This window comes from Aeromonas sp. DSM 116730, from assembly GCF_046581335.1.
Lineage (GTDB): Bacteria > Pseudomonadota > Gammaproteobacteria > Enterobacterales > Aeromonadaceae > Aeromonas > Aeromonas rivipollensis.
This window is the reverse complement of the sequence record NZ_CP144265.1, coordinates 1,633,639-1,645,654: the sequence shown is the minus strand read 5'-3', so window position 1 is coordinate 1,645,654 and position 12,016 is coordinate 1,633,639. Positions and strand designations below refer to the sequence as shown.

Here is a 12,016-nt window from a genome sequence, read left to right as displayed (position 1 = left end):
GCTTTTTAAGAGAACGGCTCATTACAGAGAGCTGTATTTTTCGCGCAACCGCTGACGAATGAACTCGGCCAGGGTGTTGAACATAAAGGTGAACACAAACAGGACGAAGGCCGCGAGGAAGAGCACCCGGTAGTGGGAACTGCCCACTTCCGACTCCGGCATTTCCACCGCTATGTTCGCCGCCAGGGTACGCAGCCCCTGGAACATGGAGAAGTCCATGATGGGGGTGTTGCCGGTGGCCATCAGCACTATCATGGTCTCGCCCACGGCGCGGCCCAGGCCCATCATCACCGCCGAGAAGATGCCCGGACTCGCGGTCAGGATCACCACACGGCTCAGGGTCTGCCAGGGGGTCGCCCCGAGCGCCAGAGACCCTTGGGTCAGGTGCTTGGGCACCGAGAAGACCGCATCTTCGGCGATGGAGAAGATGGTGGGTATGACGGCGAAGCCCATGGCGATGCCGACCACCAGGGAGTTGCGCTGGTCAAACTTGATGCCCATCTCATGGGTCAGCCAGATGCGCGAATCGCCGTGCATGAAGGCATTCTCGATGAGCGGGCTCAAGGCGAAGGCGCCCCAGCCAATCAGCAGCAGCACGGGGATCAACAGGATGGCGTGCCAGCCCTCCGGCAACCAGGACTTGCCGCGCTCCGGCAGGTAGTTCCACACCAGCGCGGTGAGCAACATGCCCATCGGCAGCAGCAGCAGCAGCAGGATCACCCCGGGCAGCGCACCCTCGATGATGGGCGCCAGCCACAGACCCGCCAGGAAGCCCAGGATAACGGTCGGCAGCGCCGCCATGATCTCCACCGTCGGCTTGACGTATTTGCGCAGGCCCGCCGACATGAAGTAGGCGGTGTAGATGGCACCGGCCACGCCAAGCGGTACCGCAAACAGCATGGCGTAGAAGGAGGCCTTGAGGGTCCCGAATACCAGGGGCACCAGGCTCAGCTTGGCTTCGAAGTCGTTGCTGGCAGAGGTGGACTGCCACACATACATGGGCTCGGGATAACCTTCGTACCACACCTGCTGCCACAGGGCCGACCAGGTCACCTCGGGGTGATCGTTCTCCACCTCAAAGACCTTGAAGTCATTCCCCTGCTGGGTCAGCAGCAGGTTGTGGCGGGGAGAGATGGCCAGGGCCGCCAGGGCGCCGCCTTCTATGGTCTCGCCGAGAAGCTTGGCCTCGCCGGTGGCGTGGAAGAAGTTGATGGTCCCGTCTTTGGCGGCGCTGATGAAGCCCTTGCGGAAGTGCTCCGGGGTCAGCAGCGCGACCGGGCCGTCGCCCTTGAAGTCACGAATCTGGGTGAACTGGCGCTTGCCGTCCTTCGCCACCTCGAACCACTGGGAGATGACGCCATTGTCATTGCCCACCAGCAGGGAGGAGGCGCCGGAGAGCAGGGCAACCTGGGTCACGTCGGCGTTGGGAGCATTGATCTCCATGACGTCGCGCAGGGAGATGTCGCTCAGGTTGTGGATGTCATAGACCGACAGGCGATTGCCTTCACGCACGAACAGGATGCGCAGGTTGGGGGTCAGCAGCATCTGATCCACGTGACGAGGCAGGGAAGGAATGGCGTAGTTCTGGCTGCTCCACTCGACTTCACCGGAGAGGAAGTTCTCCTCACCGCTCATCACCGTCATCACGCCGCGGCCATCCTCGGTCACAGCGGCGGTGGCCATCTTGTCCTTGGTCGCCTCGAACACCATGCGGGTCAGCGCCTTGCCTTGGGGATCTATCACCACAGGCTCTTCGCCGAAGGGATATTGCAGGCTGGGCTCGATGACGCGCACGTCGTTCGGATAGGAGACCTTGAAAGAGGGCTGCACCACAGTGGCCTTGCCGTCGGCAAAGCCATAGGCGATGAGCTTCTGGCCCGGCGCCGGCACGGCGACGGCGGTGACGTCACCGGCGACACTGGCCTGGCCCAGCACCTGGCCTACCTTGACGCCGCCATCCGCCTTGACGGCGAAGAAGCTGACCTGACCCTGGTCGTTGAAGCGATACCCTATCTCGTTCTGCTCCTCGACCCCGAGCCAGGCGGTCTTGCCCTGCGTCGGCAGGGTAAAGGAGGAGGTTGCCTCTACGCTGGCGCCATTGAAGATGGGTTTCACCACATAGAGCAGGTAGAAGAAGATAAGCAGCAGGGCCACCAGTACCAGGGCTCCCCCTGTGGTGACGCCGTATTTGGCCAATTTATCCTTGATCCGGCGTTTTCTACTGCCCGCCATGACCAGGTTTAACGATTCCGATGACATGCAAGACCTCAATGTGAGCTAGGCTTGGCGGCATTATATGGCGGTTGCATGACAGTTTTGTTACATCAGGAGCCTCTGTGAAGAGGTTATTTCAGGGGGGATACAGGCAGGAGGATGAGGGCAAGCAGCAGTGCCAACCCTCTGTTTTATATGAGGATGTGTGAAGAAATTCAGAGCGGGGGCAAGATGATGCCCCCCGTCCGCCTCAGAGGGCGGGGCCACTACTTTGTTTCAGCGCCTCTCTGGCCGCCTTCTTCTCGGCGCGCCGCCGCTTGAAGAAGTCCGACAGCTGGGCCGAGCAGGCCTCTGCCAGCACCCCTCCCGTCAGCGCCACCCTGTGGTTGTGGCGCGGGTCCTGCAAAATGTCGAACACCGAGCCCGCCGCCCCCGTCTTGAGATCGCGGGCCCCGTAGACCACCCGCTTCACCCGGCTGTGGATGAGGGCGCCGGCACACATGCAGCAGGGCTCCAGCGTCACATAAAGGGTGGTATCGAGCAGCCGATAGTTCTGCTGCGTGATGCCAGCGGCACGGATCGCCATGATCTCCGCATGGGCGCAGGCGTCATGGGCGCTGATGGAGCGGTTCCACCCCTCGCCGACCACCTCGTCCCCCAGCACCAGCACGGCACCGACCGGGATTTCGCCTATCCCTTCCGCCCTGGCCGCCAAGGCCATAGCATGACGCATCCAGCGCTCGTCCTGGGTGATCTGCATCTCGGCTGCGTTCATCTGTGCTGGCTCCACGGCCGCTCCTCTCATTTATCTGTATTCATCATCAAAGACGGCCCTGTTCGCTCGGCCCGGATCCAGGGCCACCGGCACCGGGCGAGGTGGGCGGCGATTATGCCAAAACTCCCGCCAAGGCCCAAGTTGCATCTTGGTTGAGCAATAAAGAAGCAATCGGCATCTCCCTGATAAAAAAGGAGTTGCACCCTTAGGATCATCCTATTAGACTCCTTTCCCGTCAGCCGAGCTGACTCCGTCGGTGTGTAGCGCAGCCAGGTAGCGCATCTGCATGGGGTGTAGAGGGTCGGAGGTTCGAATCCTCTCACACCGACCATTTTCCCCGAAAATAGCCCAGTCAAACGACTGGGCTATTTTTTTACCTGTTTTCTGCCCGTTCCCTGCACGTCCTCTTCTTATCTCACCCCTGTGGCTTGCACAGAGGCCGTGCCGGCATAAATTTTATACAGAACCACTTGAAGCTTTCATAAAGTCCCGCTAGGATACGCAACTTTTCCGCCGGCCATCAGACAGGGAGGTGGCGTCAGGGTGAGGGAATCACCAACCGGCTTGCAATCCATTGAGGCAAGCACCCATGAACCAAGCAGTCGACACACAGCCCGATCAGCCCCTTCTCTCCTCACCCCATTCCGATCCCGAATCCACCGACACCGGTCTCGGCGGCACAGTGCATCTGGACGTGATCGATCTCGCCGCGCCGGATGATGACTACTGAGGCGGATCTGGCCCAGTCCCTCTCCAACTTTGCGGACGAAAGGCCGGTTTTGCTGTCCGGCACCCCGTCCCGACCCGGCTAAAAAGCCGCCAACGAAAATAACCATAAAATGCTGATAAACATCCATGGATTGGTGTTATTCACTACTCCGTTCCCCGTCATCTCCCTCCCCCCTGCTCCAGCCCCTTGATACAAACCTACGTTATTGCTCGTCATTTCCACCACACGCTCTGCGCTGCCCCCGCTTCGCAAGATTTGACCATTTGGTTTTAAACAGCAGTTCACCTGTCAATGGCTTCACATGCCAGATGCCGACTGTGTTGGCAGCAGGCATTTCATACAGCTGTTTTCTCAAAGCCTGGAGTAAGGTCGGGATTTGTTTTTGCATTGGTAATTTTATTACGTAATTAATTACATTTTTGATGTGCCGCACCTGGCTCTTTCATCCCCCCTGACGGCCTTGCCAGCCGAGAGCATAACCATCTGCGTAGAGCTTTTATGCTAATCACATAAACATTTTAAAAACATAGACTTAAATACCAACCAAAAACACCTGTTTTAAAAATCAAGTTGACGAACCAAGCATTATTTTGCACCTTATGAGTCGTATTACCCCGCTGTTACGGGGAGTTTAAGAGAAACGGATATAGACGTTAGTCGTAGTTAGTAAGTTCAAAATGTAACTTTCAAAGGAGTGAAACCTATGTCGGCACCGGCCCAGACCATCAGCAGCACCCGTCTGCGCATCCAAGGCGAGATGCTTCCCGATTACGCGCAGATCCTGACGCCGGATGCGGTGGCCCTGGTGTCCGAACTGGTGGAACGCTTCGCTCCTCAGCGCAATGAACTGCTGAAACAACGGGTGGCTCGCCAGGCCCGCATCGATGGCGGCGAGTTGCCGGACTTCCTGCCCGAAACCGCCCACATCCGCGAAGGCAGCTGGACAGTGCGCGGCATTCCCGCCGATCTGCAAGACCGCCGTGTGGAGATCACCGGACCGGTCGAGCGCAAGATGGTCATCAACGCCCTCAACGCCAACGTAAAGGTGTTCATGGCGGACTTCGAGGATTCACTGGCCCCCGCCTGGAACAAGGTGATCGAGGGTCAGATCAACCTGCGCGATGCGGTCAACGGCACCGTCTCTTACACCAGTCCGGAAGGCAAGGCTTACACCCTCAATCCCGATCCCGCAGTGCTTATCTGCCGGGTACGCGGTCTGCACCTGCCGGAAAAACACGTCACCTTCGATGGCGACGCCATCCCTGGCGGCCTGTTCGACTTCGCTCTCTACTTCCTGCACAACCACAAGGCGCTGCTGGCCAAGGGCTCGGGCCCTTACTTCTACCTGCCCAAGCTGCAGAGCAATCTGGAAGGGCGCTGGTGGAGCGAGGTGTTCGCCTGGACCGAAGACAAGTTCGGCCTGCCCCGCGGCACCATCAAGGCCACGGTCCTCATCGAGACCCTGCCGGCCGTGTTCGAGATGGACGAGCTGCTCTATCAGATGAAGGATCACATAGTCGCCCTCAACTGCGGCCGCTGGGACTACATCTTCAGCTACATCAAGACCTTGAAGAACCACCCTGATCGCGTCCTGCCGGATCGCCAGGTGGTGACCATGGACAAGCCCTTCCTGTCGGCTTATTCACGGCTGCTGATCAAGACCTGCCACAAGCGCGGCGCCCTGGCCATGGGTGGCATGGCCGCATTCATTCCGGCCAAGGATCCGGCAGTGAACGCCGAGGTCTTTGCCAAGGTGAAAGCGGACAAGGAGCGTGAAGCCAACAACGGCCACGACGGCACCTGGGTCGCCCACCCCGGCCTCGCCGATACCGCCATGGGAGTGTTCAACGTCGCCATCCCGGCAGGCGCCAAGAACCAGATAGGCGTACTGCGCGAGCAGGATGCCCCCATCACCGCCGCCGAGCTGCTGGCCCCCTGCGAGGGCGAGCGCACCGAGGCGGGCATGCGCACCAATATTCGGGTCGCCCTGCAATATCTGGAGGCCTGGATCAACGGCAACGGCTGCGTGCCCATCTACGGCCTGATGGAAGATGCGGCCACCGCCGAGATCTCCCGCACCTCCATCTGGCAGTGGATCCGCCACGGCAAGAGCCTGTCGAACGGCCAGGTGGTGACCAAGGCGCTGTTCCGCCAGATGCTGGCCGAGGAGCAGCAGGTGGTCAAAGCCGAGCTGGGCGATGCCCGCTGGCAGGCAGGTCGCTTTGCCGAGGCGAGCGAGCTGATGGAGCAGATCACCTGCGCCGACACCCTGATCGATTTTCTGACGCTGCCCGGTTACGAGCGGCTCTGAATCCGGGCCCCGAAAGGGACTCGTCCATAACAAATCAATGGAAACGTGAAATCAATGAAAGAGGGAACTGATATGGCACTGACCCGTGAGCAACAGATCCAGGCTATCGAGAAAGACTGGGCAGAAAACCCCCGCTGGAAAGGGATCAAACGCGGCTACAGCGCCGAAGACGTGGTGAACCTGCGTGGCAGCCTGCAGCCGGCACACACCCTGGCCCAGCGCGGCGCCGACAAGCTGTGGGAGCTGATCCACGGCGGCGCCAAGAAGGGTTACGTCAACTGCCTCGGCGCACTGACCGGCGGCCAGGCGGTGCAGCAGGCCAAGGCGGGCATAGAGGCCATCTACCTCTCCGGCTGGCAGGTGGCGGCGGACAACAACTTGTCCTCCACCATGTACCCGGATCAGTCCCTTTACCCGGCCAACTCGGTGCCCTCAGTGGTGGAGCGCATCAACAACTCCTTCGCCCGTGCCGACCAGATCCAGTGGGCCAACAAGGTGGGCCCGCAGGATGCCGGTTTCATCGACTACTTCCTGCCGATAGTGGCGGATGCCGAAGCCGGTTTCGGTGGCGTGCTGAACGCCTTCGAGCTGATGAAAGGCATGATTGAAGCGGGCGCCGCCGGCGTGCACTTCGAAGATCAGCTGGCCTCGGTCAAGAAGTGCGGCCACATGGGTGGCAAGGTGCTGGTGCCGAGCCAGGAAGCGGTGCAAAAACTGATCGCGGCCCGTCTGGCGGCCGACGTCTGCGGCACCACCACCCTGGTGATCGCCCGTACCGACGCCAACGCGGCCGACCTGCTGACCACGGACGCCGATCCCTACGATGCAGGCTTCCTGACCGGTGAGCGCACCGCCGAGGGCTTCTACAAGGTGCAGGCCGGTATTGAGCAGGCCATCTCCCGCGGCCTGGCCTACGCCCCTTACGCCGACATGGTGTGGTGTGAAACCGCCAAGCCGGACTTGGACGAGGCACGTCAGTTTGCCGAAGCCATCAAGGCCCAGTACCCGGACAAGATCCTGGCCTACAACTGCTCTCCCAGCTTCAACTGGAAGAAGAACCTGGACGATGCCACCATAGCCCGCTTCCAGCAGGAGCTGTCCGACATGGGCTACAAGTACCAGTTCATCACCCTCGCGGGCATCCACAACATGTGGTTCCACATGTACGAGCTGGCCTACCAGTACGCCCGTGGCGAAGGGATGAAGCACTACGTCGAGATGGTACAGCAGCCGGAATTTGCCGCCGCCGAGCGTGGCTACACCTTCGTGGCACACCAGCAGGAAGTCGGTACCGGTTACTTCGACAAGGTGACCACCGTCATTCAGGGTGGCCAATCTTCAGTGACAGCCCTGACCGGCTCCACCGAAGAAGATCAGTTCCACTAATCACCCCATGACGCGAGCCACCACGTTCGAACAAAAACCCCGGCCTGGTGCCGGGGTTTCTTTTTGCTCGCCACTCAAGGATGTGGCGCAGACAGGCAATCACCATTGGCTCAGAGTTCGAGGATCTCTTTGACAAAGGGAATGGTGAGCTTGCGCTTGGCGCGAAAGGAGGCGTTGTCGAGCTGATTGAGGGTGGTGAGCAGGGTGCGCATGTCGCGGGACAAGCGGTTGAGCAGGAAGCGGCCCACGTCTATGGGCAGTTTGAAGCCCCGCAGCTCGGCACGCAGCTGCAGGGCACTGAGCTTGCCTTCGTCATCGAGCTCGTCGAGATGGAAACTCACTCCCCAGTCGAGGCGGGAGGCGAGATCCGGCAGTTGCAGCCCCAGCTTGCGCGGCGCGCTGCAGCCGGTGACCACCAGGGTCCCCTCTCCCTTCTCCCGCCAGCGATTGTAAAAATCGAACAGGGCCCGCTCCCAGAGCCCATTGCCGGCGATGGCTTCCAGGCTGTCGAGACAGACCAGGGGCAGGCTTTCGAGGGCGTCGAGCATGCTGGGATCCAGCTGTTCGAACTGATCCAGGGAGAGATAGGCGGCGGCAGCGTCGCGGGCATTGACCTCGGCGCAGGTGGCGTGCAGCAGGTGGGAGCGTCCGGAGCCCTTGGCTCCCCAGAAATAGAGGAAAGGAGCGCCCTGACCGATGGCCGCATTCTTGAGGGCGGTGATCAGATGGGCGTTGTTGCCGGGATAGAAACTGACGAAGGTTTCATCATCCGGTAATTGTACGGCTAAAGACAGTTGGGCCGGTTGCTTCACTCGTTGGGCTTTGACTGTGATATTTGCGGGCAAGTGTATCACCAGAGCGGCAGATAGAGAACCGCCCGGGTCATGCCGGGCGGTCTGGAACTTCCCCTGGGATCAGGGCTGCGACCATTGGTAACGCAGACCGCTCTCATTGTCTTCGATCTGGTGCAGGCGGCTCTCCAGTTGCAGGCCCCTTACCAGCTCGGCCTTGTCCCCCTGAAGCGACAGGTTGAAGGTGACCTTGTCCCCCTCCAGCTTGCCGATCGCCACCTTGGTGACGCTGGCCATGCCCTGCAACATCTTCTGTATCTGGATCATGCCGTCGATGCCGGACAACCCCTCCACCACCAGGGTCTGGCTGGAGACGACCCCGGACAGGCGAGTGCCGTACTGCTGTACCAGCCAGCCCGCCAGAGCATCGGCCATGCCCTGCGCCACCTCGGCCTGGGTACCTGAACCGGCCCCCTTGGTCAGCTCGGTCAGCTCTGCGCCGCCCGAAGCCCCCGGCTTGGCGCCATAGAGCCCCCAGTCGATGCTCCACTTCTCCCCTTCCGGCGTCAGCTTGCCCAGCACCACCATCTCGGCGCCATAGCGCTCGCTCGCCTTGAGGATGGGGTCGGCGAAACGACCCCAGACATCGGTGGCGCTGACCGCCATGTTGTCATCGAGATCCATCAGCGGAATGCTGACCGGCAACCCCATGGCCTGGGCCTGACCGCGCAGGGCGGCGGACCAGCCGTCGCTGGACTGATCCGGCAGTATGCGACGCTCCCCTTCATCTATTACCAGCCAGATCGCCATTTGCGGGCGGACGGGTCCGAGCAGGGGGAACTTGCTCTGGCCTACCAGGGCATTGACCTTGGCCACGTTGAAATCGGCCTTGAGAAACTTGACCGGCCCCACATCCTGATAGCCGTAGTGCTGCACATAGTCACCGGGGGCCGCCAGCGCCTTGGCCACCTCGGGCTGGGTGAGGATGTCGCGCCTGCCGGTCACCTTGACGAGTACCTCCCCCAGAGCCTGGGACTGGGCGGCCGTCATGTCGCCGCTGGTTGGCGCCCTGCCCTGGTAGAGATCGGTCACCTGGGCAGCCGACACCATGAGTGGCAGACAGCAGAGGAGAGTCGCTAAGCGTTTCAGCATAAAGAAGATTCTCGAAATGGGGGATGCTGCTTATGGTAGCGGCAAGGCGCGCATGGCAGCAAGCAGGAGGGCGGGATAAACGACGAAGCCGGCAAGGTGCCGGCTCCGTTTGCGCTCAGAGAGAGCGGCTATGACGTCAGGGGTTACTTGGTGCCGAAGATCTTGTCACCGGCATCCCCCAGACCCGGGACTATGTAGCCCTTCTCGTTCAGCCCCTGGTCGATGGAGGCGCAGAACAGCTCCACGTCGGGGTGAGCGGCTTCCAGCGCCTTGATCCCTTCCGGGGCGGCAACCAGCACCAGCACCTTGATGGACTGGCAGCCCTTCTTCTTCAGCAGATCTATGGTGGCTATCATGGAGCCGCCGGTGGCCAGCATGGGGTCGATGACCAGGGCCAGACGCTCTTCGATGTTGCTGACGATCTTCTCGAAATAGGGAACCGGCTGCAGGGTCTCTTCATCGCGGTAGATGCCGACCACGCTGACACGGGCGCTCGGCATGTGCTCGAGCACGCCATCCATCATGCCAAGACCGGCGCGCAGTATGGGCACGACTGTGACCTTCTTGCCCTTGATCTGGTCAACTTCCACTGGCCCGTTCCAACCATCGATGGTAACTTTCTCGGTTTCGAAGTCAGAGGTCGCTTCGTAGGTCAACAGACTGCCCACTTCCTTGGCCAGTTCACGGAAACGCTTGGTGCTGATGTCGCCTTCGCGCATCAGGCCGATCTTGTGCTTGACCAGGGGGTGTTTGACTTCAACGACTTTCATTATTATCTCCTCGAACCGGCGCCAAAAAATCGCGGAATCATACAACAAAAGCCACGGCTTGTAGAGCTTTTCCACGTAAAAACGCGCAAACGATTTTCTTTCTGCTTTTACCCGCCCGCTGGTAGAATACGCCCCGAATTTTACCCTCCACTTCTCTATATGACGGGGAATACGCGTGACTGACAAAACCTCACTGAGCTACAAGGATGCTGGCGTAGATATCGATGCCGGCAATGCACTGGTTGAACGTATCAAGGGCGTGTCAAAGCGCACTCGTCGTCCTGAAGTCCTTGGTGGTCTTGGCGGCTTTGGGGCCCTGTGTCAAATCCCTGCTGGCTACAAGGAGCCGGTACTGGTATCCGGTACCGACGGTGTGGGCACCAAGCTGCGTCTGGCCATCGACCTGAAGAAGCACGACACTGTGGGCATCGATCTGGTGGCCATGTGCGTCAATGACCTCATCGTGCAAGGCGCCGAACCCCTGTTCTTCCTCGACTACTATGCCACCGGCAAGCTGGATGTGGACACCGCCGCCGCCGTGGTCACCGGCATAGGTGCAGGCTGCGAGCAGTCCGGTTGCGCCCTGGTGGGCGGCGAGACCGCCGAGATGCCAGGCATGTATGAAGGGGAAGACTACGACATCGCCGGTTTCTGCGTCGGTGTGGTGGAGAAGAGCGAAATCATCGACGGCAGCAAGGTCGGCGAAGGGGATGCCCTGATCGCCCTGGCCGCGAGCGGCCCCCACTCCAACGGTTTCTCCCTGGTGCGCAAGATCCTGGAGGTCTCCCAGGCCGACGTGCATCAGCCGCTGGGTGAGACCACCCTGGCCAACGCCCTGCTGGAGCCGACCCGCATCTATGTGAAGCCGGTACTCAAGCTCATCAAGGAGTGCGAGATCCACGCCCTGTCCCACATCACAGGTGGCGGCTTCTGGGAGAACATCCCCCGCGTGCTGCCCGCCAATACCCAGGCGGTGATCGACGAGCAGAGCTGGCAGTGGCCGGCGGTGTTTAGCTGGCTGCAGCAGGCCGGCAACGTCACCCGTCACGAGATGTACCGCACCTTCAACTGCGGCGTCGGCATGATCATCGCCCTGCCGGCGGATCAGCTGGACAAGGCGCTGGCCCTGCTCAAGGCCGAAGGCGAGAACGCCTGGCACATAGGCCACATCGCCAAGGCGGCCGATGGCGAAGAACAAGTCATCATAAAATGACCTCCCCTATGAAACGGATCCTGGTGCTGATCTCCGGCAACGGCAGCAACCTGCAGACCCTTCTCGACCACTGCGCCAGCGGCAAGATTGCCGGTGATGTGGTCGGCGTCATCAGCAACAGGGCCGATGCCTACGGGCTGGTACGCGCCAGGGAAGCCGGGGTGGCCACCGCCATCCTGGCCCAGCAGCAGTTTGCCAGCCGGGCCGAGTATGACGCCGCCCTGCTGGCGCTGATGGCGGACTATCAGCCGGATCTGGTGGTACTGGCCGGCTTTATGCGGATCCTGAGTGCCGATCTGGTGCGTCACTTCGCCGGGCGGATGATCAACATCCACCCCTCGTTGCTGCCGAAATACCAGGGCCTGCACACCCACCAGCGCGCCATCGAGGCGGGTGACAGTGAACACGGCGCCAGCGTCCACTTCGTCACCGAAGAGCTGGACGGCGGCCCGGTGATCCTGCAGGCTCGCGTCCCCATCTTTGAAGGTGACAGTGCCGACGAGGTGGCGGCCCGGGTCCAGGCCCAGGAGCACAGCATCTATCCCCTGGTGGTGCAGTGGTTCTGCGAGGGACGGCTCAAGATGCAGGAGGGCGCCGCCCTCTTGGATGGCGCCGAACTCGGCCCCGCGGGCTATGCCAGCGAGTAACCGCTACTCGCTGCATGCAAAATGTAA

Annotated in this window: 11 protein-coding genes and 1 tRNA gene; 6 read left to right on the top strand and 6 right to left on the bottom strand. The window is 60.9% G+C overall.

Annotated elements, in window-relative coordinates; genetic code table 11:
* Positions 1 to 21 precede the first annotated feature (21 nt).
* Both Aeroheme_RS07645 and tadA read right to left on the bottom strand, forming a co-directional pair.
* On the bottom strand, positions 22 to 2,259 hold the full coding sequence (locus tag Aeroheme_RS07645) for an ABC transporter permease subunit (RefSeq protein ID WP_163149793.1): 2,238 nt from the start codon (positions 2,257 to 2,259) through the stop codon (positions 22 to 24).
* 205 nt (positions 2,260 to 2,464) lie between these two features.
* Positions 2,465 to 2,989, bottom strand: a complete 525-nt coding sequence (tadA, locus tag Aeroheme_RS07640; RefSeq protein WP_411167227.1) for a tRNA adenosine(34) deaminase TadA — start codon at positions 2,987 to 2,989, stop codon at positions 2,465 to 2,467.
* A gap of 254 nt (positions 2,990 to 3,243) precedes the next feature.
* Here tadA and Aeroheme_RS07635 point away from each other — a divergent pair.
* Together Aeroheme_RS07635 and Aeroheme_RS07630 are read left to right on the top strand one after the other, a co-directional pair.
* A tRNA-Pro gene (locus Aeroheme_RS07635) sits at positions 3,244 to 3,320 on the top strand.
* A gap of 258 nt (positions 3,321 to 3,578) precedes the next feature.
* Positions 3,579 to 3,719 carry a hypothetical protein gene (locus tag Aeroheme_RS07630; protein ID WP_163135121.1) on the top strand — a complete coding sequence of 47 codons (141 nt, stop codon included), beginning with the start codon at positions 3,579 to 3,581 and terminating at the stop codon, positions 3,717 to 3,719.
* A gap of 202 nt (positions 3,720 to 3,921) precedes the next feature.
* Here the strand turns inward: Aeroheme_RS07630 and Aeroheme_RS07625 are convergent, their stop codons facing one another.
* Positions 3,922 to 4,107 carry a hypothetical protein gene (locus tag Aeroheme_RS07625; protein WP_339385219.1) on the bottom strand — a complete coding sequence of 62 codons (186 nt, stop codon included), beginning with the start codon at positions 4,105 to 4,107 and terminating at the stop codon, positions 3,922 to 3,924.
* 315 nt (positions 4,108 to 4,422) lie between these two features.
* On the opposite strand from Aeroheme_RS07625, the gene aceB reads away from it, so the two are divergent.
* Positions 4,423 to 6,030, top strand: a complete 1,608-nt coding sequence (aceB, locus tag Aeroheme_RS07620; protein ID WP_368168864.1) for a malate synthase A — start codon at positions 4,423 to 4,425, stop codon at positions 6,028 to 6,030.
* 72 nt (positions 6,031 to 6,102) lie between these two features.
* A complete protein-coding gene (aceA, locus tag Aeroheme_RS07615; protein ID WP_111910109.1) occupies positions 6,103 to 7,416 on the top strand; it encodes an isocitrate lyase in 1,314 nt (437 codons plus the stop codon).
* Between the two features lie 110 nt (positions 7,417 to 7,526).
* On the opposite strand, the gene hda is transcribed toward aceA, so the two are convergent.
* The 3 genes from hda to upp form a co-directional block, all read right to left on the bottom strand.
* A complete protein-coding gene (gene hda / locus Aeroheme_RS07610) occupies positions 7,527 to 8,228 on the bottom strand; it encodes a DnaA inactivator Hda (protein ID WP_162520047.1) in 702 nt (233 codons plus the stop codon).
* A 102-nt stretch (positions 8,229 to 8,330) separates the two neighbouring features.
* Positions 8,331 to 9,359, bottom strand: a complete 1,029-nt coding sequence (locus tag Aeroheme_RS07605) for a DUF2066 domain-containing protein (protein ID WP_168235390.1) — start codon at positions 9,357 to 9,359, stop codon at positions 8,331 to 8,333.
* A 143-nt stretch (positions 9,360 to 9,502) separates the two neighbouring features.
* Positions 9,503 to 10,129, bottom strand: a complete 627-nt coding sequence (gene upp, locus Aeroheme_RS07600; protein ID WP_005302745.1) for a uracil phosphoribosyltransferase — start codon at positions 10,127 to 10,129, stop codon at positions 9,503 to 9,505.
* Positions 10,130 to 10,304: 175 nt separating this feature from the next.
* On the opposite strand from upp, the gene purM reads away from it, so the two are divergent.
* Both purM and purN read left to right on the top strand, forming a co-directional pair.
* On the top strand, positions 10,305 to 11,342 hold the full coding sequence (purM, locus tag Aeroheme_RS07595) for a phosphoribosylformylglycinamidine cyclo-ligase (protein WP_106886372.1): 1,038 nt from the start codon (positions 10,305 to 10,307) through the stop codon (positions 11,340 to 11,342).
* Positions 11,343 to 11,350: 8 nt separating this feature from the next.
* Positions 11,351 to 11,989 (top strand): phosphoribosylglycinamide formyltransferase, encoded by a 639-nt coding sequence (gene purN / locus Aeroheme_RS07590; protein WP_163153701.1) that lies wholly within the window; start codon positions 11,351 to 11,353, stop codon positions 11,987 to 11,989.
* Positions 11,990 to 12,016: the final 27 nt, after the last annotated feature.